The 22971-nt window shown below is 54.4% G+C and carries 22 protein-coding genes; 1 reads left to right on the top strand and 21 read right to left on the bottom strand.

The window, feature by feature from the left end:
* Positions 1–53 precede the first annotated feature (53 nt).
* The 12 genes from ACZF99_RS12290 to ACZF99_RS12235 all read right to left on the bottom strand — a co-directional run bounded on the left by ACZF99_RS12290 (position 54) and on the right by ACZF99_RS12235 (position 11593).
* Entirely contained in the window at positions 54–1115 is a 1062-nt protein-coding gene (locus tag ACZF99_RS12290) for a sensor histidine kinase (RefSeq protein WP_483612161.1), read from the bottom strand.
* The gene (locus tag ACZF99_RS12285; RefSeq protein WP_483612159.1) at positions 1112–1570 is read right to left on the bottom strand and encodes a GAF domain-containing protein; all 459 of its coding nucleotides are present in this window, start codon (positions 1568–1570) and stop codon (positions 1112–1114) included. Before ACZF99_RS12285 ends, ACZF99_RS12290 begins: the two co-directional genes overlap by 4 nt.
* A 26-nt stretch (positions 1571–1596) precedes the next feature.
* Positions 1597–2295 carry a respiratory nitrate reductase subunit gamma gene (narI, locus tag ACZF99_RS12280; RefSeq protein ID WP_483612157.1) on the bottom strand — a complete coding sequence of 233 codons (699 nt, stop codon included), beginning with the start codon at positions 2293–2295 and terminating at the stop codon, positions 1597–1599.
* On the bottom strand, positions 2282–2857 hold the full coding sequence (gene narJ, locus ACZF99_RS12275; RefSeq protein WP_483612154.1) for a nitrate reductase molybdenum cofactor assembly chaperone: 576 nt from the start codon (positions 2855–2857) through the stop codon (positions 2282–2284). The genes narI and narJ overlap by 14 nt, the downstream gene beginning before the upstream one ends.
* On the bottom strand, positions 2850–4397 hold the full coding sequence (gene narH, locus ACZF99_RS12270) for a nitrate reductase subunit beta (protein WP_483612152.1): 1548 nt from the start codon (positions 4395–4397) through the stop codon (positions 2850–2852). The genes narJ and narH overlap by 8 nt, the downstream gene beginning before the upstream one ends.
* Positions 4387–8064, bottom strand: a complete 3678-nt coding sequence (locus ACZF99_RS12265; RefSeq protein ID WP_483612150.1) for a nitrate reductase subunit alpha — start codon at positions 8062–8064, stop codon at positions 4387–4389. Before ACZF99_RS12265 ends, narH begins: the two co-directional genes overlap by 11 nt.
* Before the next feature lie 287 nt (positions 8065–8351).
* Positions 8352–8750 (bottom strand): NUDIX hydrolase, encoded by a 399-nt coding sequence (locus tag ACZF99_RS12260; protein WP_483612148.1) that lies wholly within the window; start codon positions 8748–8750, stop codon positions 8352–8354.
* A 26-nt stretch (positions 8751–8776) separates the two neighbouring features.
* Positions 8777–9262, bottom strand: a complete 486-nt coding sequence (locus ACZF99_RS12255; RefSeq protein ID WP_483612146.1) for a DMT family transporter — start codon at positions 9260–9262, stop codon at positions 8777–8779.
* Positions 9263–9275: 13 nt separating this feature from the next.
* Positions 9276–9974, bottom strand: coding sequence for a Crp/Fnr family transcriptional regulator (locus ACZF99_RS12250; RefSeq protein WP_483612144.1), 699 nt, complete (start codon positions 9972–9974; stop codon positions 9276–9278).
* Between the two features lie 42 nt (positions 9975–10016).
* The gene (locus ACZF99_RS12245) at positions 10017–10442 is read right to left on the bottom strand and encodes a DMT family transporter (RefSeq protein ID WP_483612142.1); all 426 of its coding nucleotides are present in this window, start codon (positions 10440–10442) and stop codon (positions 10017–10019) included.
* Positions 10443–10610: 168 nt separating this feature from the next.
* Complete coding sequence (locus ACZF99_RS12240; protein ID WP_483612140.1) at positions 10611–11126, bottom strand: N-acetyltransferase family protein; 516 nt, start codon at positions 11124–11126, stop codon at positions 10611–10613.
* Positions 11127–11164: 38 nt separating this feature from the next.
* Complete coding sequence (locus ACZF99_RS12235; protein WP_483612138.1) at positions 11165–11593, bottom strand: MarR family winged helix-turn-helix transcriptional regulator; 429 nt, start codon at positions 11591–11593, stop codon at positions 11165–11167.
* A gap of 151 nt (positions 11594–11744) precedes the next feature.
* On the opposite strand from ACZF99_RS12235, the gene ACZF99_RS12230 reads away from it, so the two are divergent.
* Complete coding sequence (locus tag ACZF99_RS12230) at positions 11745–13229, top strand: MFS transporter (protein WP_483612136.1); 1485 nt, start codon at positions 11745–11747, stop codon at positions 13227–13229.
* 106 nt (positions 13230–13335) lie between these two features.
* On the opposite strand, the gene ACZF99_RS12225 is transcribed toward ACZF99_RS12230, so the two are convergent.
* The 9 genes from ACZF99_RS12225 to arsB all read right to left on the bottom strand — a co-directional run bounded on the left by ACZF99_RS12225 (position 13336) and on the right by arsB (position 22894).
* The gene (locus ACZF99_RS12225) at positions 13336–14385 is read right to left on the bottom strand and encodes a UDP-N-acetylmuramate dehydrogenase (RefSeq protein ID WP_483612134.1); all 1050 of its coding nucleotides are present in this window, start codon (positions 14383–14385) and stop codon (positions 13336–13338) included.
* A 201-nt stretch (positions 14386–14586) separates the two neighbouring features.
* Positions 14587–16152, bottom strand: coding sequence for a ClC family H(+)/Cl(-) exchange transporter (locus tag ACZF99_RS12220; protein WP_483612132.1), 1566 nt, complete (start codon positions 16150–16152; stop codon positions 14587–14589).
* A 124-nt stretch (positions 16153–16276) separates the two neighbouring features.
* Entirely contained in the window at positions 16277–16999 is a 723-nt protein-coding gene (locus ACZF99_RS12215; RefSeq protein WP_483612130.1) for a YebC/PmpR family DNA-binding transcriptional regulator, read from the bottom strand.
* Positions 17000–17155: 156 nt separating this feature from the next.
* On the bottom strand, positions 17156–17572 hold the full coding sequence (locus ACZF99_RS12210) for a VOC family protein (protein WP_483612128.1): 417 nt from the start codon (positions 17570–17572) through the stop codon (positions 17156–17158).
* A gap of 73 nt (positions 17573–17645) precedes the next feature.
* The gene (locus ACZF99_RS12205; RefSeq protein WP_483612126.1) at positions 17646–19202 is read right to left on the bottom strand and encodes an ABC-F family ATP-binding cassette domain-containing protein; all 1557 of its coding nucleotides are present in this window, start codon (positions 19200–19202) and stop codon (positions 17646–17648) included.
* A gap of 152 nt (positions 19203–19354) precedes the next feature.
* The gene (locus ACZF99_RS12200) at positions 19355–20347 is read right to left on the bottom strand and encodes an aldo/keto reductase (protein ID WP_483612124.1); all 993 of its coding nucleotides are present in this window, start codon (positions 20345–20347) and stop codon (positions 19355–19357) included.
* A 98-nt stretch (positions 20348–20445) separates the two neighbouring features.
* Positions 20446–21279 (bottom strand): AraC family transcriptional regulator, encoded by an 834-nt coding sequence (locus tag ACZF99_RS12195; protein ID WP_483612122.1) that lies wholly within the window; start codon positions 21277–21279, stop codon positions 20446–20448.
* A gap of 101 nt (positions 21280–21380) precedes the next feature.
* Positions 21381–21803, bottom strand: coding sequence for an arsenate reductase (thioredoxin) (gene arsC / locus ACZF99_RS12190; RefSeq protein WP_483612120.1), 423 nt, complete (start codon positions 21801–21803; stop codon positions 21381–21383).
* 20 nt (positions 21804–21823) lie between these two features.
* Positions 21824–22894, bottom strand: a complete 1071-nt coding sequence (gene arsB / locus ACZF99_RS12185) for an ACR3 family arsenite efflux transporter (protein ID WP_483612118.1) — start codon at positions 22892–22894, stop codon at positions 21824–21826.
* Positions 22895–22971: the final 77 nt, after the last annotated feature.

Genomic DNA, 22971 nt, shown 5'->3' with positions numbered 1-22971 from the left:
CCTTTCCCCCTTGCACTCGAAAGTAAAGCCTTCCGGCTGCGAGCTGCGGCCATTCACGAAGAGGCGGCTCCGATCGGAATCCGTAAATGAACCTTCGTCCCCTTTCCCCGCTCGGAGGTAATCGAGAGCTCCCCGCCCACAAGCTCGGCCCGCTCTTTCATCCCGTAGATGCCGAGTCCGGTTCCCTTCGGATCGTTCGTATTCACATCGAATCCGCTCCCCCGATCGGCAACGATGAGCTCCAGCTTCTGCTCCGTGGCGAACAGGCGTACGTCGACTTCGTCCACATCGGCATATTTCAAGGCGTTAAGCACCGATTCCTGGCAGACGCGGTACACGACCGTTTCAATTTCACTGTTAAACCGCCGCCCGCCGAGCTCCGCGACAAAACGCACCAGCACGCCGTAGTTCTTTTCGATCCACTTGAAATGCGAGCGAAACGCGGCGTCAAGGCCGAGATCGTCCAGAGAAGCCGGCCGCAGCTCCACCGACAGGTTGCGGATTTGCTCCAGCAGCCGCGTGAGCGATGCTTCGGTTTGCTGGATTTTCTGCAGCGCTTCCTCCTGCACGTTCAGATACTTAAGGACCCGCAGATCCACCAGCGAGCTGATCAGCTCCTGGGCCACGCTGTCGTGCAGCTCGCGGGAGATCCGCTTGCGTTCGTCTTCCTGCGCTTTGATCACGCTTTTCATCATCGTGTTCCGGTTGAGCGTCTGCTGCGTCATGAGCTGATTCGTCAAGTCGCGCAAGATGAGCACCCGAACCCCCGCCGCCGCATCCACGGTTTGAAAGCTTGCCGAGAACGGCACCACGCCTTTGGTTTTCGTCTCCAGATAGAGCTGGAAGGAACTGAAATCCTTCTCGGAATTGGACAGGTAGCAATTCAAGCAGGACATCGGTTCTTCCTCGCTGGTGTACCCTCGGCAGGAGAAGCAGAACGCATTTTGGTCCGGTTCTGCCGGATCCTCCAGCACCCGGCGGTCCAGCAATCGTTCGGCCTGAGGATTCATCGCCATGATCCGATGTTCGGCATCGAAGAAAACGATGGAATCGGTGCTATGTTCAAAATGCTTTTGAAGCATCTGGATCGGGATATTCAAGGATGACGGATTCATGGGGTCAGCTCCTTGATTTCATAATCGCCAAAGCTGCCTTGAAGCTTTTCGTACAGCCGGTGTAATTCTTCCTGTGACATACGCTGCTCTCCGCGATAGGCCGCCAACAGCACGCCTTCCACTCGGCCCGCCAAATACAAAGGGATTGCCGTCAGGCTGGTTAACCGCTCCGAGATCAAAATTGGATAGTTGTACAATTGTTGCGGGTCAAGCCCGTCGGCGACACAGGGAACCAGCATGGGGCTTCCGGTCTTGAACACGATGCCGGCAATGCCTTTGCCCGACTGGAGAACGATGCGCTGGTAGCGATTGTTCAAGTTGCCCGAGGCATATTTCCAGGTTAGAACGAAATCGTTGACGGCCGACTCGGCGATCGCCACCGACACGAAGTCATAACCCATCTGTTCTCTTAACCGATCTATGATTCCCTGGTAGTCACTGGAGGTTGGATTCATGTACTCGTCTCCTAAACTTCAAATCCTTAACGTCCCGCGGTATGCGAGCGATTCTTCCTATAAAGGATATAGCTTCTCCGAGCATAATTCAAGGGCACGCTCCAGACGTGGACGAGACGGGTAAACGGCCATAAGGCAAAGATCGAGAATCCTGCCAAAATATGAATTTGAAAAGAAAGCGGCACCTCCGCCATATAGGATGCTTCCGGTCGGAAGATCAACAGATTGCGGAACCAGACGGAGATCGTCTCCCGATAATCAAAATCCGGTTGTACGTTGTTCGTCACCAACGTGGAGAACATCCCCATGAAAATGATGAACAGCAGCAGTCCGTTCACGATCATATCCGACGCGGAGCTGAGGCGGCGTACGTTTTTCATGGTCAAACGGCGCATCGTCAGGATCAGCATCCCGGCGAACGTGACGACGCCGAAGAAGCCGCCGCCGTACATCGCCCCGATATGATACAAATGCTCGCTCACGCCAATCGCGGTCATCCATTCCTTCGGAATGCCTAACCCGGCCACGTGCCCCATGATGACCGGGATGATGCCGATATGAAACAGCATGCTGCCCAGCATCAGCCGTTTCTTCTCGATGAATTCGCTGGATTTGGCCGTCCAGTTGAATTGGTCGTAGCGGTAACGGAAAATATGCCCCACCACGAAGATGGCTACGCATAAATACGGGAAGATGATCCATAAAAATTGCTCAAACAGACCCATGGATTTTCACCTCCTGCGACAAACAGCGCTTAAAGGTCTCCCGGAGCCCCTTGATCAGGTTGAAATAGGGGTTCTCCTTTTGTTCCAAGGACTTCATTAACTGATACGTGCCGTCCTCCAGAATCGCAATCACCGTGTTGATGCCTGCCTCGCCGTGGGGATGTCCCAGCCAATCGGCGACATACAAAAACTCCAGCATTAGCGGCAGAAAATCCGGCAGCTCGCGGTCGACCATTTCAAGGCCGAACATCTCGTAAACGGCTTTGAGCGACGTGAGCAACTGGCCGCGCTCTTTGGATTCCTCGTATTTGAAATACGTCATATAGAGCGTCGACGATTTCTCGAAATCAAAGGTATCGACATACAGCTCTTCGATTTCTTCCATGCTCAGCGCAAGCATCCGTTCCCGATATTTCGCCACCGGGTCCATAACCGCGGGCGGCCACGCCTCCTCCCCGCTCTCGCGGATCGATGCGAACGTCTCCTTATCCGGGTAGGCGAGTTGCCCGGCAAAGAAGCCGAACAACTCGCGATTCTCATCCAGTTTCACCAGATCAATCACGCCAGATCCCCCCGTAGAAGTTTTGTTCGTAAAGCTCCCGACCGCTCTTGCCGGTGTTGGCCGGAATCGGCGTTGCGGGACCGCAGCCGTCGCAATCCATGCCGAATCCTGCGCTGCCTTGGGCACGGTACGGATCCATATAACCTTCCTTATGCGAAGTCGGGATCACGAATCGGTCCTCGTATTTGGCGATGGCCAGCAGGCGGTACATCTCTTCGATCTGCTGTGCGGTCAGCCCGACGCGGGCCAAGCGGCTTTCGTCAAACGGCTGCTTGGAGAATTGCGCCCGTTGGTACGAGCGCATCATCGCCATGCGCTGCAAAGCGATTTTGACGGTCGTGGTATCTCCGGCCGTCAACAGATTGGCCAAGTATTGGACCGGCGTTCTCATCTCCTCGATCGCCGGGAAGATCAGATCCGGATTCTGGATCGAATCCTTGCCTTCGAAATGGCTCATGATCGGGCTCAACGGCGGCACGTACCAAACCATCGGCAGCGTGCGGTATTCCGGATGCAGCGGGAACGCCAGCTTGTATTCGATCGCCAGCTTATAGACCGGCGAGTTTTGCGCCGCCTCGATCCATTCCTCGGACAGGCCGTCCCTGCGGGCCTGCTCGATCACCTTCGGATCGTGCGGGTCAAGGAATAAGCCCAACTGCGCTTCGTACAGATCCTTCTCGTCCGGGGTGGAAGCGGCTTCCTGCACGCGATCCGCGTCATACAGCAACACGCCAAGATAGCGAATGCGTCCGGTGCACGTCTCGGAGCACACGGTCGGAAGTCCCGCTTCAATTCTCGGAAAGCAGAACGTACATTTTTCCGCTTTATTGGTTTTCCAGTTGAAGTAGACCTTCTTGTAAGGGCAACCCGTCATGCAGTAACGCCAGCCACGGCAAGCCTCCTGGTCGACGAGGACGATGCCGTCCTCATCGCGTTTGTAGATGGCGCCCGACGGGCAGGAGGCCACGCAGCTCGGATTGAGGCAATGCTCGCACAAGCGGGGCAAATACATCATGAACGACTGTTCGAAGTTGAATTTGATTTCCTCTTCGATCTTCTCGATGTTCGGATCCTTAGGCCCGGTGATATGGCCGCCGGCCAAATCGTCTTCCCAGTTGGGCCCCCAGTCCAGGTCCATCTGATCGCCGGTCACGGCGGATTTGGGTCGCGCAACAGGCTGGTGCTTCTTCTCGCCCGAATTCGTCAGCTTCTCGTAATCATAAGTCCAGGGTTCATAATAATCTTTCATTTCCGGCATGTCCGGATTGTAGAAAATTTTGCCGAGAGCGATCTTGGACAGCTTGCTGCCGGACTTCAGTTCCAGCTTGCCGTTACGCAGCGTCCAGCCGCCTTTGTAGTGCTCCTGATCCTCCCACCGTTTCGGGTAACCGATGCCCGGTTTCGTTTCCACGTTGTTGAACCACATATATTCGGCGCCTTCCCGGTTGGTCCAGGTGCTCTTGCAGGTCACACTGCAGGTGTGACAACCGATGCATTTGTCCAGGTTCATCACCATGGCGATTTGCGCTTTAATCTTCAAGCCAGTCGACCTCCTTCAGTTTGCGCACGGCAACGTAGACATCGCGCTGGTTGCCGATCGGTCCGTAGTAGTTGAAGCCGTAGCTGAGCTGCGCATAACCTCCGACAAGCTGCGTCGGCTTCAAGTGAATCCGCGTCGGGGCATTGTGGCTTCCGCCCCGCTCCTGCGTGATTTCCGAGCCCGGTACGTTGATGTGTTTGTCCTGGGCATGATACATAAACATCGTGCCTTTCGGCATCCGGTGGCTGACCACCGCTCTTGCCGTTACAACGCCGTTGCGGTTATAGACCTCCAGCCAATCGTTATCGTTGATCCGATGCGCTTCGGCATCCTCGTTGCTGATCCATACGGTCGGACCGCCGCGGAACAAGGTCAGCATGTGCAGGTTATCCTGGTACGTGCTGTGGATGTTCCATTTGCCGTGCGGCGTTAAGTACCGCAGTACCAGCGCATCTTTGCCCCCCTGAACCTGCTTGTCTCTCGGGCCGAATACCATCGGCGGCAGCGTCGGCTTGTAAACCGGCAACGCCTCGCCAAACTGCAGGAAGATTTGGTGATCCAGGTAAAAATGCTGGCGTCCGGTTAACGTCCGGAACGGCACCAGCCGTTCAATATTGGTCGTAAACGGCGAATACCGGCGTCCCGATTTGTTCGAGCCGCTGAACACCGGCGTCGGAATGACTTCGCGCGGCTGAGCGGTAATATTGGCGAACGTAATCCGCTCGGCTGCACGGTCGGCGGAGATATCCTTGAGTTCCACGCCCGTATCCTGTTCCGCCGATTCCCAGGCGCGCTGCGACACTTTACCGTTCGTAGCCGAGGACAAATGCAGCACCGCGTTGGCCGCTTGTCTCGCCGTACGCAGCTTCGGCCGACCGTTTTTGATCGTGTCGTCGATATAGGAGCCGTTGATTTTCTTCAAATCTTCGTATTCTTCCTTCACGGAGAACGAAACCCCGTGTGCGCCAACCTTGCCCGTTTCCAGATTTGGCCCCAGCGTAATGTACTTGTCATAGATCTTCGTATAATCGCGCTCGACGACCGTAAAGCCGGGCATCGTTTTGCCGAGGACCGGCTTCGTTTCTCCGCGCTTCCAGTCCTTCACTTCCCCATAAGGTTGGGCGATTTCCGCCATGGAATCATGTCCGAGCGGAGAGGTAACCAGATCTTTATAGACCCCCGGCATATGCTCCTTCGCCATTTCGGACAAGACGTTAGCCAGTGTCCGATATATATCCCAGTCCGTCCGCGACTCCCACAGCGGGTCGATCGCCGGATTAAACGGATGCACGAACGGATGCATGTCGGTTGAGGAAATATCGACTTTCTCGTACCAGGTGGCCGCCGGAAGCACGATGTCCGCGTACATCGGCGTCGCCGTCATGCGGAAATCAAGCGATACCAGCAGATCCAACTTGCCTTCAACCTCATCGCGCCAAACGATTTCCTCCGGCTTCTCTTCTTCATTCGGATTGGACAACAGTCCGTTATGCGTACCCAGCAGATGCTTCATGAAGAACTCTTGACCTTTGGCCGAGCTGGAGATCAAGTTGGAGCGCCAGACGAACAACGAACGCGGGAAATTCTCCGGCGCGTCCGGATCCTCTACGGCAAACTTGGTTTCGCCGGAGACCACTTGCTCATACGCATGCTGAATGATCTCGGCATTGTCCGTTTTGCCCTGGCCGGCCGCTTCTTCGGCGAACGCCAGGCTGTTCTTATTGAACTGCGGATACGACGGCAGCCAGCCCAGACGAGCCGCGAGCACATTGTAATCCGCCGGATGACGGTACGGGATGTCGCCGCCGGTTGGCGATTTCAGCGAATCCGCGCTCATCTCCTCGTATTTCCATTGGTCCGTGGCGAAATAGAAGAACGAAGTCGCGTTCTGCAGCCGCGGCGGCGCCTGCCAGTCGCGGGCGAATGCGATGGTCGACCAGCCTTCGATCGGCCGGCATTTCTCCTGCCCGACGTAGTGGGCCCAACCGCCGCCGTTAACGCCTTGGGAGGCCGTAAGCACCACCAGGTTCAGAATCGAGCGATAGATCGTATCGCTGTTGAACCAGTGGTTGATCCCGGCGCCCATGATGATCATCGAACGTCCGCCGGTGTCCAGCGCGTTCTGCGCAAACTCGCGGGCAATCTGCACGACAAGCGAAGCCTTGACGCCGGTGATCCGCTCTTGCCAGGCGGGGGTGTATTGCGATTCGGCATCGTCATACCCTTTGGCCGCAAACGCGCTGCCAAGGCGGTTGACACCGTATTGACTAAGCATCAAGTCGTAAACCGTAGCGGCCAGTCGGGTTGATCCGTCGGCCAGCGTGACGGTTTTGGCCGGAATCGACCGGGTAAACGTGCCGTTGCCGGCCGCATCAAAATAAGGGAACACGATCTCCGTCCATACCCCTCCGTGCGGCTCGACCGACAAGGCCGGTTGGATCCGGCTGCCGTCTTCCCGTTCCAGGATCAGGTTCCACTTCACGTCCTTCTCCCAGCGTTGCCCCATCGTACCGTTCGGTACGACCAGTTCACCCGCCGCCTCGTCATAGATGACCGGCTTCCATTCGGCATGTTCGGAGGTTTGTCCCAAATCGCTTGCCCGCAGGAACCGTCCAGCCTTATGGCTGCCTTCGTGCGGATCGAGCAAAATCAGGAACGGCATGTCCGTGTATTGCTTGGCGTAGTTCAGGAACATCGGTTCCTGGCGCTGTACATAGAACTCGTCAAGGATAACATGCGTCATCGCTTGCGCAACCGCCGCGTCCGTCCCCGGATGCGGAGCCAGCCAGTTATCGGCAAACTTCACGTTTTCCGCATGGTCCGGCGCTACCGACACCACCTTGGTCCCTTTATAGCGGACTTCGGTCATGAAGTGCGCATCCGGGGTCCGCGTCAGCGGTACGTTGGAACCCCACATCATGAGGTATCCGGCGTTGTACCAATCGGACGACTCCGGCACGTCGGTCTGCTCGCCCCAGATTTGCGGGGAAGCCGGCGGCAAATCGGCATACCAATCGTAGAAGCTGAGCATCTCGCCGCCCAGCAAGGAGATAAACCGTGCGCCCGAAGCGTAGCTGATCATCGACATCGCCGGAATCGGCGTAAAGCCGGCGATCCTGTCCGGTCCGTATTTCTTAATGGTATAAAGTAATTGCGCCGAAATCAGCTGAGTCGCTTCTTCCCAGGTGACGCGCACATGGCCGCCTTTCCCGCGGGCTTGCTTATACGATTGAGCGGCTTCCGGATTCTCCACGATGCTCGCCCAGGCCTCCAGGGGATTCCCGTGATGCTTGGTCATCGCTTCGCGCCACAGGCGCAGCAGCTTACCGCGCATATAAGGGTATTTCACCCGCAGCGGGCTGTATTCGTACCAAGAAAACGAGGCGCCCCGCGGACAACCGCGCGGTTCGAACTCCGGCATGTCCGGTCCGCAAGACGGATAATCAATTTGCTGGTTCTCCCAGGTGATAATGCCATTTTTCACAAATACCTTCCAACTGCAAGAGCCGGTGCAGTTCACGCCGTGCGTCGTCCGCACCACTTTATCGTGCGACCAGCGCCCGCGGTACATGTTCTCCCATTCCCGGCTTTTCTCTTCGATTTTCGTCCAGTTTCCCGAAATCGTTTCCGGCTTCTTAAAAAAGCTAAGTCCTGATCTTCGTTTCATGGAAGCGTTCACTCCTTCATCGCCCAAATGAATGCCTTTGACGGGGAATCAATGGTATTCGAGCTTCTGATTCCATTATGGAACTCCTTGCTCCCGCTTCCCATCAGGGAATTCCCTTAGGTTGCCGGAGAATGCCCTATAACGACAAAAAAACGCCGGATGGCGTTTTTTCGGACCAAATCGATATCCTTATTGTTGTAAATCCCTAATATAGCGGATGACGGCTTTAATCGCCGCGTTATCCTCGGCATGCAAAGGTCGAATGATTTTCGTTGCCCGCACTTCCGTCACAACAAATTCAGCTCATGCAGCCGGTCAAATATCATTCGGCTGATCAGCGAAGTACGATCGCGCTCCGCATAGCTGAGCCAAGCCATTTCCTCGATCTCGGAGGCTGGCTGAAGTTCGCCGTCAACCTCGGCAAAATAGCAGGTCATGCGAACGAGCACTCCCTCCGGCTTTCCGTCGGCCTGGGCTTCAAACGTAGCAAAATACTCGGCCGTATCGGGCTTGACAGAAGCGGATAACTCCTCCTGAATTTCCCGCTGCAAGGTTTCAAGATCGGACTCGCCCGCATCCCGTTTGCCGCCCGGAGCATAAAACAGCTCCTTCCCCTTGGAACGCACGTTCAACATGCGCCCGTTCCGCAGGCAGATCCAAGCGATCTTATCGATATTTCCCTCCATAACCAACACCTCCCTACTTCTGCGCTTTAATTCAGCGCTTCTTTCTGCCGAACGGCGTTCTCCTCGCTTTCGCGGCCTCCGCCCAGTTTAAATACGAAGATCCCTCCGACAATAACCAGCACGCCGATCAGTTGATGGAGCGTAAACGGCACCTTTTGCAAGCCCAGCCAGCCCAGTGAATCGAACAACAAGGCAAACCCCAGTTCCGAAGTCATGACAATGGCTACGGCGTAGGTCGGCCCCAGCAGTTTGACCCCTTGAACCATGCAGGTGACGACGCCGACGCCGATCAACCCGCTGAACCAAAACCAGGTTTGCATCCCGGGCAACGACGTAAACATCGCTTTGCCCTCGACCGCCAGGCCGATCGCGAAGGATGCGGCGAATCCCAAACCCAGTACCAGCATCGTTGTCGTCCAGTTTCCCGTTCGTTCGTTGACTTGCGTGTTAAACACGTTTTGCATCCCGACCAGCGCCCCCGCGGTTAACGCGAACACTATTCCCCACAGCACGTATGGTGTCCCCCTATTCGTAAATATTCCGGCTGGCCAGATTGCGGAGGCCTTCCCGGTCGATGACCGTAATGCCCTCCCGGCTCCGCTCGATCAAGCCTAACGCCGCGAACTTTTGCAGCACCCGGTTCAAATGCCGATAGCTGGTGCCGATCAAATTGGCCGCATCCGCCAAATCCCCCGTACCTAGCTTCCCGAGAAACAGAGCATCCGCTTCGTCAAAGGAAACGGACAACAGATAACTGGCCAGCCGGATTTCGACCGGATACAGCAAATTGAAGCTCATGGAGCTCGATTTCATGTAGAACTTCTTCGTGATGATGTCCAGCAGAAAATGCAGCAGCGGCGAATGATCGGCGCCGTATTTTCGCAACCAGCGGTATTCCGCCCCGATCATTTGGACCGGCGACACCGCCTCGACCGTATTGATAATATCTCCATCGCGGATGTATTCGACATCTCCGACAACCTCTAGCGGATTTTTGAAGGAGATGACTAACGTGCGGCCTTCCGGAGACGTGTTGTAAATTTTGATTTTTCCTCGAACCAGCACATAGATCGAATGCGATGGTTCCCCTTGCGTGCAGATCAGCTCCCCCTGCTCAAATCCGTATAACGTGAGATAAGGCAGCAGCGCTTCGGGAAACACGTGCCGGAGTCCGTAAGTTTCCATATAACCGGCCATCAGAACCCGGTCCGCAACTTCTTTCATGTCCGTTCTCCTCCCTGACGCATGGGCGATTCCGGTTTTTCGCTAAAATTTGAGGATCACGACCCCCGCAATCATCAAGCCGATGCCGATAAATTGCGGCAGGCGCATCTTTTGCTTCGGTACGCCGAACCATCCCAAGCTATCGATCAAAAAGGTGATGCACAATTGGGCGATCAAGACCGCCGAGATCGTTAAGGTCACCCCGACCTGCTGAATTGCCGTCACATTGGCAAAAATAATGATTGCCGCCCAAGCCCCGCCGCTGACATACAGCGGACGCACCCGCCGCAAATCTCTCAGCCCCCCGTCGCGGACGAACAGCCAAATGATCAAGGCGGCCGCAAAGCCGGTAAACTGGGTCAGCGCCGCAGCCGGCCATGTGCCGATATCCGCGCTGATCCGCGTGTTGGCCACCCCCTGCAGGGTGATGAACGCCCCGGCCAAGAACGCAAACAACAAACCCCTCATCTTCTCTCTCCTCGTTATGGACCCTGAGATCCTTTATGTCAATACCTTATTAAAGGATATCTTCTGCCGTTTGGAAAGGACATATGTCCTGAAAGTAGGAAATGCGAGACCGATCTATCGGGAAGCGTTTCAGCATGGGGCCGAACCGGAGAATGTGCTGCCTTTGGTTCATTCCGCCTCGAGAATCTTCTCGAACACGGGAAAAACGTCCATTCGGCCGGGAAAACGCACTTCTCCTCGCTGCTCATAGCCCAGCCCGCGGTATAGCTTCAAAGCGGCGGTATTTCTTGCATAGGTATCGAGCCGAAGGCTTCGATACCCTTGCTGCCGGGCATACGCCTCGGCAAAACCGACCATCCGGCGGGCGATCCCCCGCCCTTGTTGATTTGGGTCAACGGCCAGGCGGTGCATCAGCAAACAAGGTCCTTCGGTTTCTCTCCAAACAATTGTCTCGTACTCCTCGTCTTGATGTTCGTCCAAAACGACGATGGCGGCTACTTCCCCCTTCAATTCAGCGGCAAACAGTACGCCACGCCGCAAGTCATCCTCCAGTACCTTACGGTTCGGGTAGTCGTCGTTCCATTGATCGCTGCCGCCCTTCCGCATGACTTGGATGCAACGCGCGATCATATCCATGATCTCGTCCAATTCATCCGGGCGTCCCGGCCTGATCTGTAATTCCATCTGGATCACCTGCTTTCGGAAGAAATAAATAAAGACCCTTAATCGCCATATAGCTTACTTTTATATATTTTCGTAAGCAGCCCCTCGAGCTGACGTTTTTCCGCTTCGCTTAGTACGGATGTCAATTGGCGGTTAAAATCGGCCAAAATTTGCCGTAACGTCGGCTCGAAGGCCCGGCCTTTTTCCGTTGGATACAATAAGATCGACCTGCGGTCATGTTCGTCAACCCGGCGCTCGATAAAACCCGCTTCCTCAAGCTGCTTGACGCAGCGGGCCGTGGTGGCTTTGTCGAACTTGATCATGCTCGTCAACTGATCTTGGTTTAATCCGGGCGTCGTGAGGATGGCCAACAGATAGCTGTGGTTTCCACCGCCCCGGAGTCCGTACGGCTTCAACAGCGCGGCCAGCTCCTTTTGGTTAATCCGTTGAATATAGGCGATCAATTTGCTTACGGAAGGGCTGTTCATCCCCTGCACCTCTTTGCATTCTTCTGGTTTACGCAAATTTTACCCGATGTCAGTTGCGCACGCAACTAAATTAGAGTAAACTGATGATGCTCAAAAATTAGTTGCAGACGCAACAAAATGGTTTCAGATTCGAATAGTGAGGTGTAGTTTCATGCGTCCCGATCACTCAGACCTTCGTACGGCTTCTTATCAGGAGGACCCGGACATCCAGCGCAAACGTTGGTTGATCTTGATCGTACTGAATTTATTTACGTTTATGTCAACGCTCGATGGCAGCATCGTCAATATCGCCCTGCCCGTGATCTCCCATGAGATGAATCTGACGGTAGCCCAGGCTGAATGGATCGTCACTGCGTATTTGATGATGATTTGCGCGGCCATTCTCTTCTTCGGCAAGCTGGGGGATATTTTAGGCAAAATCAAGATTTTCAAGTGGGGAATGGTCGTCTTTACGATCGGCTCTCTGTTATGCGGCTTCAGCTACAGCCTGCCGCTGCTCGTCGGCTCGCGGCTGATTCAAGCGCTTGGCGCTTCCATGACGATGGCCAACAGCCAGGGGATTGTCACGGACATCTTCCCGGCGCGAGAGCGGGGCAAAGCCCTCGGGTTGATTGGTACTTTTGTATCCCTGGGCAGTATCGCCGGACCGAGCCTGGGAGGCGTGATCGTCTCCGGTCTAGGCTGGGAATATATCTTTTGGGTCAACCTCCCCGTAGGTCTGATTGCGATTGGCATTGGCTGGAGAATGCTCCCCGCGGACCGCACCAAGTTAAACGTACAAATCGATAAATCCGGCAGCCTGCTGTTTCCGGTCTTTATCCTGGCGCTGTTTTCCGGCCTGCTGCTGGGGCAGCAGATCGGTTACCGGGATGCTCGGATTATCGGTGCGCTCGTGCTGGCTGCGGCCGTATTCATCCTGTTTCTCTGGGTCGAGCGGCGCAGCAAAGCGCCGATGCTCCAGCTTACCCTGTTCCGCAACCCGTTGTTCAGCTTGAGCATCCTGACCGGGTTCCTGGTGTTCGTCGCCAATTTCTGCTTTAATATCATCGCGCCGTTTTATACGCAAAGCATCTTAAACCTTTCTCCTTCCCATGCCGGATTCCTGATGATGTTGTTCCCGATCGTCATGGTCATCGTGGCGCCGCTGAGCGGCGCGTTGTCCGACAAGATCGGCTCCGAGCTGCTGACGTTCGCCGGGTTGATCGTGATGGTCATCGCGCAGATCGGACTCGCCCGTCTGCACGGCAGCAGCCCCATCGCGCTGGTGGGGGTATGGATCGCCATGCTCGGCCTCGGCAGCGGCTTATTCCAATCTCCGAACAACTCGCTGGTCATGTCGAAGATCCCCAAAACCCAGCTGGGCATCGCCGGCAGCATCAATTCGCTCGTGCGCAATATCGGCATGGTTGTCGGCATTACGGTCGCTACGACCACGCTGTTCAGCGTCATGAGCAGCCGGGCCGGACGCCGTGTGACCGGTTTGGTGCCGGATCGACCCGATCTGTTTCTGTCCGGCATGCATGTGGTGTTCATGACGTCCGCTACCATCTGTCTGGTCGCCGCGCTTATGACCGGCTGGCGGTTTTGGTCCGCAAGACGCGCGCTGCGGCGCGAGCAGGTCCGGTCGTCGTATTAACCCGGAAGGCCATCCCGAACTTGCAGCAAGCCGCCAACGAAATCTCCCGAAGTCATGCAAAAGCCCGTCCCGGCAATGTGACGCCGGAGACGGGCTTAAAAGTTTATTAATACTGGAGCGAAGAAGCCTGATTATCGATGATCACGACTTCCGGCTCGGGGACGAATCCGTAATGACGATCAAAGGCGTCCTGCACAAGATGGATCAGTTCGATCACGTCGGACCCTGCCGCCCCGCCCACATTTTGAATCACATTGCCGTGAACGGGCGAAATCCTGGCTTTGCCGCGCTGGACCCCTCTCAAATGTAGGCGGTCCGCCAGTTTACCGATCGGCTCGCCTGCGGAGTAGTTGTTTTTGAACACCGATCCGCAGGAGGGATAAGCGAAATGCATTTTTCCTACGCGGTCCTGAACGATCTTTCGCATCGGGGCCAATGTCGGGTTCTCCGTCCCCCTCCCTTTCTTGGCTTCCAACCAATCGATGAAATGCGAAGCAAAATCCGGCAATCGGGTAGGCGGCAGCTTTCCCTCCCGTAGAGCGTCCAGTTCCGGCAACGACGGCAAAACGGCTTCCCGAGCGAACGTGTTCAACTTGAATTCGGCTCCAACAATCAGCCAACGGCTTCGATGGTGTTGAAACACCGACTGTTTATACCCGAAAACGCAAGCCTCCCGGCTTAGGGTTTGAATCCCGTTGGGCCGATGCAAATCGATATAGTGAACGTTGACCAATCCATCCGATATATGGCGGTCAAAGTACTTGGCATTCATATAAATTCCACCCCCGACCGTTCCCGGCAGCAAAAAGGTAAAATCAAAGTCAGCAATACCCAGGCCATATCCAATAACGGCCAACATCGACATCGGCATCCCCGCCGAGACGTACAGCCGATCCCCGTCAAGCCGGACATCTACCATCTCCCGGGTCGTGAGAAACAAAGCATCGGGGTCAGGCCGATCGGGAAACAGCATATTGGAGCCCCCGCCAAAAAAAACCGGCGCGATTCCGCGGCGATACGCCAGCCCCAGCAGTTCCTGCAATTGTTCTTGCGTTTGAGGCGCTCCCACAAACCGGGCCTCTCCCCCGATTTCATAGGTCGAATAACGGGATAACATTTGTCCTTTTCGTAAACATGACAGATTCCAGTCAGACATAAGAAGCCCCTTCCTTGCCGCTTACTAAACAGTAATGTATATTATGTCGCCCGGCGCCAACCGTGTCAAGGGACGTTATTCTATAAGTCCTTTTCGTACCAAAAAGTCGTGCGCGACCTCATCCTCCCTCAGACCCTCCAAATCGACCCGACCAAAAAATCACGAGGTTGAAACCTTCGTTGACGGCCTGCCTAGGTCTGTTTATCCTAATGACTGAACCGCTGCCTGATGTAAGGTTTGCCGAACCCGTTTGGCGTAGCCTTCATCGGTTAATACCGTTAAATAGTCGCCGGCCATCATGACGAAATCGCCAGCAGGAATCACCTCATCCGAGCCCCGCTTAACGGAAACGATCAAGCAATGCCCCGGCCACCGGAAATCCCTGATCCGCAAGCCATCCAACGGAGAACCTTGATGAATCGCGATTTCCATAAGGATTTTGCCGGGCGTGCCCACTTCCTCCTGCCCCTTTCCTTGATGCAGAAAGCGATCCAGGAGAACCTCGTAGATCGGACGGGAATGAAACCATTCCGCCGTCATATAAGCGACGAGACATACGACCCCCGTCGATAACAGATTGTTGAAGGATCCTGTCATTTCCGTTATTAAAATGATGCCGGTAATCGGCGCTCTAACACTGGCGGTAAAATAACCGGCCATCGCCAGGATTAGAAATCCGCTTTCACTAAGAGAAGATCCCGTTAATCCGTTCACCGCCTTGCAGTAAATCACTCCGATCATCCCACCGATGACCAGCATCGGCAGAAAAATGCCGCCGGGCGCAGATGAACCGTAACTGAACATGGTAAACAAAAACTTCACTAGAAGGATAACAAGCAGCATTTTTAGCGGAAAAGTTTTCGTGACCAGTTCGTTCACCAGGTGATTTCCTCCACCCAGCACTTGAGGTAAACCTAAGCCCACCACGGCGGATGCCAGAAAAGGCAATACAGGGCGGAATTCGGCCGGAATTCGGTTCATCCGCCGATACAGGTCTTGAAAAGCGTAAATGGCCTTATTGAACCCTATGCCGGCGACCCCGACGATCACTCCTAACAGAAGCAATTGAATATATTGACTTAACGGCAACGCGCCGATCGAAGAAAAGTGAAAAATCGGGTTAAGTCCAAAAAACTCCTTGGATATGAAATCGGCAATCAGCGAGGAGCCTAACGCCGCGATCATGATCAAAGGGGAGAAATTCATATGCACTTCTTCCAACGCAAAAATGACGCCGGCGATCGGCGCATTAAAAGCCGCCGCCAGCCCCGCGCTCGCACCGCATGTGATCAGCATATGCTCCTCCGTCTTCGAGCGGCGCAGAAGCCGGCTCAGTCCTTGCCCTACGCTCGCTCCGATTTGGATGGACGGGCCTTCCCGGCCCAAAGACAACCCGGAGCCGATGCTAAGCGAACCGCCGATGAATTTGGCCGTCAGCCCTTTCCACCAATTCATGTGCAGTTTGTTTTGCAAAATCCCCTTGACCTGCGGGATGCCGCTGCCGGAAATCATCGGCTGTGAGGTTACCAGCTTTCCGGTGACCCAACCGGCGGCGGCCAGGACAACCAGCCATAAAGGGACCAGCCAAAGATGATGCAGAAAATACCCGTAAAGCTCCAGCACGCCCGTCAAAACCTCTTCGAGGACAAAGCGGTACAGCACCACAATGATACCGGCGGCAAAACCTACCGCAATCCCGCCGATCAGCAGCCGGAATTTAAAATTAAACCATACCGACAAAATATTGCGCGTTTCGTTTTCATGCAAAGGTAAGACCTTCTTTGTTAGATTTGATACGTGTCATTTATGTTTGGAGGCTCGCATGGTCCGGGCCACAGCAAAAGGGCTGAGAGAATGGGTGTCCTCTTCAGCCCTTGGCCCGATGTTCCGACTATTCGGCAAACTCCACGTTATGATACACCTGCTGCACGTCTTCCAGGTCCTCCAGCGCGTCGATCAACTTCTCGAATTGCGCTTCAGCTTCTTGGTTAGGCAAAGTTACATAGTTTTGTGCCAGCATCGTCAGTTCGGCAACCGTAAATTCGGTGATCCCGGCGTTTTTGAGCGCTTCCTGCACCGCATGGAATTGATCCGGTTCGGCGTACACGATGACCGACTCGTCCTCTTCGACGATATCACGCACCTCAAGCTCGGCTTCCATCAAGATCTCGAACACTTCATCGATCGATTTGCCTTCCATCCCGATGACCGCGGTTGCGTCAAACATATAAGAAACCGATCCGCTTACGCCCATATTCCCGCCGTTCTTGTTGAATGCGGAGCGTACTTCCGGTGCGGTACGGTTTACGTTATTCGTCAATGTGTCTACAATCACCATGGAGCCGTTAGGGCCAAAGCCTTCATAACGCAGCTCTTGATAGACTTCGTCCGAACTGCCCTTCGCCTTGTCGAGGGCCCGATCGATGATCGCTTTGGGTACATTGTACGTTTTCGCCCGTTCCAGAACGACCTTCAAGGCGCGGTTCGATTCCGGATCCGGCTCGCCTTTTTTGGCGGCAACATAAATTTCGACGCCGAACTTCGCGTAGATTCGACTGGTGTTGGCATCTTTCGAAGCCTTCTTCTCTTTAATATTATTCCATTTGCGGCCCATACTCTTCCCACTTTCTTAATAATCTACCCAACTATTATAACCAACAACTGATTTGGCGGCAATGAATGCTGCCCGGGTTGCTCCCATATACCCGGGAACAAAAAATGCCCTATGCGATTCACATAGGACAATTGTGATGAGTAGATTACACATTCATTATTCTGACGGTACTGCACTTGGATCCATGTGCATGACTTCCCATAAATGGCCGTCGGGATCCTGAAAGCTCCAGGTATACATAAATCCATGGTCGACCGAATCGCTGTAAGGCTTCCCGCCGGAGGCGAGCGCCTTGTTCACGATCTCGTCCACTTGGCCCCGGCTATCGGCCGACAAGGCGATGATGACCTCCGCATGGCCCGTGGTATCCGGAATTTCTTTCTTGGTAAACGATTTAAAATACTCCTCTGTCAGCAGCATGGCGAAGATATTCTCGCCAATCACCAGACAAGCCGCTTTCTCATCGGTAAATTGCGGGTTGAATTCAAATCCAACTGCTTGAAAGAAATTCATGGATCTCTGCAAATCTTTGACGGGAAGGTTCACAAAGATATTGCTCAAAGACACGGCCATCGGATCACCCCTATTTCAAATTTAAAATAATTATAGCGGATCCAACCAGAGATTGCTAGACAACGATTAACGATTATAGCATCTTCGTCGTCCACGATTCGCAGTTCCAGGTCTCCGTAACGATATCGCGGTAAAACTCCGGTTCGTGGGAAATCAATAGAATACTGCCTTTGTAGGCACGCAATGCGCGCTTCAACTCCTCTTTGGCGTCAACGTCCAAATGGTTTGTCGGTTCGTCCAGCACGAGCAAGTTCGTTTCCCGGTTAATCAGCTTGCACAGGCGCACCTTAGCTTTCTCGCCCCCGCTCAGCACGGCGACCTTGCTTTCGATATGCTTGGTCGTCAGGCCGCATTTCGCCAAAGCGGCACGCACCTCGAACTGTGTGAACGACGGGAACTCGTTCCAGATTTCCTCGATACACGTATTGTAGTTGGCCTCCTTCATCTCTTGCTCGAAGTAGCCGATTTCCAGCAGGTCGCCGAGCTGCACCGAACCGGACAGCGCCGGAATTTGCCCCAGAATGCTGCGCAGGAGCGTCGTTTTCCCGATCCCGTTTGCGCCGACAAGGGCGATTTTTTGCCCGCGTTCCATCCGCAGATCGAGCGGCTTGGATAACGGCGAATCGTAACCGATCACGAGCTCCGTCGTCTCAAAGATCAATTTGCCGGATGTCCGCGCATCCTTGAAATGAAACTGCGGTTTCGGCTTCTCCTTGGCCAGCTCGATGATTTCCATCTTATCGAGCTTCTTCTGCCGGGACATCGCCATATTGCGCGTCGCCACGCTCGCCTTGTTGCGTGCCACGAAGTCCTTAAGATCGGCAATCTCCTGCTGCTGGCGCTTGTAGGCCGACTCCAACTGTTGCTTCTTCGCCTCATACACCTGCAGGAAATTGTCATAATCGCCGACGTAGCGGTTCAGTTCTTGATTTTCCATGTGGTAGATCAGGTTAATGACGCTGTTAAGGAACGGGATATCATGCGATATCAGGATAAATGCGTTCTCATACTCCTGCAAATATCGCTTCAACCATTCGATATGCTGCTCATCCAAGTAGTTGGTCGGTTCGTCAAGCAACAGAATATCCGGTTTCTCCAACAAGAGCTTAGCCAGCAGCACCTTGGTGCGTTGCCCTCCACTGAGATCGTTGACGTCCTTATCGAGCCCGATATCCGTTAAACCCAGTCCGCGGGCCGTTTCATCGATCTTGGCGTCAATCAGGTAAAAATCCTGATTTGTGAGCGTATCCTGGATTGTGCCCACATCCTCGAGCAACTGCTCCAGCTCCTCCGGCGACACATCGCCCATTTTGCCGTACATGTCATTCATTTCCTGTTCCAAATCAAACAGGTATTGGAAAGCCCCGCGCAGCACGTCACGGATGGTCATTCCTTTCTCCAGGACGGCATGCTGGTCCAGATAACCGACGCGCGTGCGTCTGGCCCATTCGACTTTGCCTTCGTCCGGCTGCAGCTTCCCCGTGATGATGTTCATGAAGGTCGATTTGCCTTCGCCGTTGGCACCGACCAATCCGATATGCTCGCCTTTCAGAAGGCGGAAGGACACGTCGTTAAAAATAGCCCGGTCGCCAAATCCGTGGCTCAGCCGTTCTACGCTTAAAATACTCATGGGATATTAACACCTTTTCTATAGGAAGTATGGTTGGTTGCACTAGGGCATATTATACTGGTTATTCGGGTCAAAGCTCAATATGGAGGGGAAATTTTGCAGAAAAAAAGCGCCGTTCCGAGGCTCTCTCGGTCGGCGCACGCCTTAATATCCTAAAAACCTAAAATCTCGTCGATTTTGCGCAACTCCTCCGGTGTAAACGAACGATGGGCCAATGCGCCTGCCGCATCCTCGATTTGGCTCACCTTGCTGGCGCCGATCAGCGCCGAAGTCACTCTGCCGCCGCGCAGCACCCAAGCCAATGCCATTTGCGAGAGCTTCTGACCTCTTGCGGCGGCCAGCTCGTTCAACTGCTTAACCTTCGCAATCCGTTCCTCGTTCAAATCCTCCGGGCGAAGGAACACGCTAGGACCGGCAGCGCGGGAATCCGGCGCGATCCCGTTCAGGTAGCGGTCGGTAAGAATGCCTTTCTCCAGCGGAGAGAACACAATCGAGCCGATGCCCTCTTCCTCCAGCACGTCCTGCAGACCCTCTTCGATCCAACGGTTCATCATCGAATAGTTCGGCTGATGGATGACCGCCGGCGTGCCGAGTTGTTTCAGGATTCGGGACGCTGCGCGCGTCTCTTCCGGACGATAGTTGGATAAGCCGACATATAGGGCTTTCCCTTGGCGTACGATCAGGTCAAGCGCGGCCATCGTTTCCTCCAGCGGCGTATCCGGATCGGGACGATGATGGTAGAAAATATCGACATACTCCAGGCCCATCCGCTTCAGGCTTTGATCGAGGCTGGAAATCAAGTACTTTTTGGAACCCCATTCCCCGTACGGTCCCGGCCACATGTAATAACCCGCTTTGGTCGAAATGATCATCTCATCGCGATAAGGGCGCAGATCTTCATGAAGGATCCGGCCGAACGTCTCCTCTGCCGATCCCGCTGGCGGTCCGTAGTTGTTGGCGAGGTCAAAATGCGTTATGCCCAAGTCAAAAGCTCTCCGCAGCATGGCGCGCCCGTTCTCGAGCACGTCGATGCCGCCGAAATTATGCCACAAGCCCAGCGAAATGGCCGGCAGCTTCAAACCGCTTCGTCCCGAACGGTGATAGGTCATCGTTTCATATCTATTATCGGCTGCTTGATATGTCAATGCTTGTTCCTCCTTTGGTCCATATATGTCCAATATAAAGCAACCGGCACGACTTACCTATGTCAACAAGGATGATAAATATGGCATGATGTCTGCTGTTAGGAATGGCTTCGATAATCGGACGGCGACACGCCTACCGTCTTTTTGAACATTTTGGAGAACAACAGGGCATCCTGGTACCCGACCGACCGCGCCACCTCGCCGATGGAATAATGGCCTTTTCTCAGCAGGCCGCAGGCTTTTTCCATCCGGTAATTCAGCAAATATTGCTGCGGCGGTATTCCGGTCGCGCGCTTAAACAGGACGGATAAGTACTTGCGGTCCAGACCTACGATGGCAGCCAACTGGCCGACGGTGATTTCCTCGCTGTAATGGCCGTGCAGGAAATCGAGGCAGCGGTGGATGTATGCATCCTTGGGTTGCATCCGGTTTGGCGCAGACTGCCCCGATGCCAGCGTAAGTTCCACCAACAGCGTCAAAAATTCGTGAAGCAACGCCTGCAGGCGTAAGTCCCGGGTCGCGGCGTTGCCCTCGGCTTCGTTCAGCAGCTCGTACAGCTGCGGCATCAGCCGCGTATCCATCGGAAACACGGGAGCCGCCGGACTTAACCGGGTCCGGCTTAAGATCTCGGCGGCCTGATCGCCGCAAAAGCCGATCCACGAATATGTCCAAGGATCGGTTTCGTCCGCCTGGTAAAAGATCACCCGCTCCGGGTAAGCGAGAAACGCCTGCCCGGCCGTCAATTCATGCGTGACGCCTTCGGCGCGCACGATCCCCCGTCCGGCGTGAACGAAATGGATTTTGTAGATATCGCGCACGCCCGGACCAAAGGAATGGAGCGGCGCACAGCGTTCTTTTCCCCAATAGCATAAATAGAGCTCCGGGCTTTCGCGAAACGGGCGATCCGGATTGTAACGAAATATCGCCGGCAACGGCTGCCGCCTCCCTTAACGTAACCTTCGTTGCTGCCATTGTATCACATCAACGCAAATAAAAAGATCATTCGGCGTTAACTCCGAATGATCCCCATGGTTCATCTTCCTTCTTCTTCGGCAAACCGCCGAATACGCTCGCCGATTTGGTCGCGGACGCGCTCAAACACCGCCCACTTCTCTTCATCCGTGCCCGTTGCTTTCGCCGGATCGTCGAACCCCCAATGCTCGCGGCGCACGTGCGGCGGCGTCATCGGACAGCGATCCGCGGCGTCGCCGCAAAGGGTTACGACCATGTCCGCGGAATTCAACCGCTCCATATCGATAATATCCGAGGTTTGCTCCGAGATGTCGATGCCCGTCTCCGCCATCGCCTTCACCGCGTTAGGATTTAAACCGTGTGCTTCAATCCCGGCACTGTATACGTTCCAGCCGCCCGCCAAATATTTTTTCGCCCATCCTTCGGCCATTTGGCTGCGGCAAGAATTACCGGTGCAGAGAAAATAGATTGTTTTTTTGTCCATGATTTCAAAGTCTCCTTCGGTTATTGAGTTTTTGCCGGCGAGGCATCGAAATAGTTTCGCTTGATGCGCAGCGCCACATTAACCAATGCAATCAGCACGGGCACTTCCACGAGCGGACCGATGACCGCCGCAAAAGCGACGCCGGAATCCAAGCCAAACACGCCGATCGCCACCGCGATCGCCAGTTCGAAGTTGTTGCTCGCCGCCGTAAAAGACAAGGAAGAAGCTACGGGGTACGACGTTCCCGCTCTTTTGGAGATCAGGAAAGACAACAGGAACATGACCACGAAATAAATCACCATTGGAATCGCGATGCGAATCACGTCCAGCGGCAGCGTTACGATCAGTTCGGCTTTCAGCGAAAACATCAGCACAATCGTGAACAGCAAAGCGATCAATGCCAGCGGACTGATTTTCGGCATAAACTCCCGTTCATACTTCTCGTTGCCTTTCCAGCGTATCCCGATAACCCGGGTAAGAAGTCCGGCCGCAAACGGAATCCCCAAATAAATGAGCACGCTGCGGGCAATCTCTCCCATGGACACCCCCACTTGCGCGCCCTGCACCCCAAACCATTCCGGGAGCACCGTAATAAATACATAGGAAAACACCGAATAGAATAAAATTTGAAAAATCGAGTTAAAGGCAACCAATCCGGCGGTATACTCCGGATCGCCTTTGGCCAAATCGCTCCAGACGAGCACCATTGCGATGCAGCGCGCCAACCCGATCATAATCAGGCCCACCATATAATCCGGCATGTCACCAAGCAGTAGAATCGCCAGGAAAAACATCAGGATTGGCCCGATCACCCAGTTTTGCAGCAGGGAGAGCAGCAGGACCTTCCAATCCTTGAACACGCGACCCAGCTTTTCGTATTTCACTTTGGCCAGCGGCGGATACATCATGACGATCAAGCCGAGCGCAATGGGAATCGAGGTTGTCCCCACCTGCATGCGGGATAAGAGCTCCGCGAAATTCGGCACTAGCGTTCCCAGGCCCAGTCCGAGCGCCATGGCGGCAAAGATCCAAACGGTCAAATACCGGTCGAGAAAAGACAATCTCGGCGTTTCCGGCAAGCTTTTCACCATCCTTTCATTTTGAAACCTATTGAAACTTAATCCTATTATATATACATATCATCATATAAGTAAATAATTATATCTTA

The sequence above is a fragment of the Paenibacillus sp. JL3B1040 genome (assembly GCF_057063165.1).
Note: the sequence above shows the minus strand (reverse complement) of the source record. Positions and strands in the feature narration are given on the sequence as shown.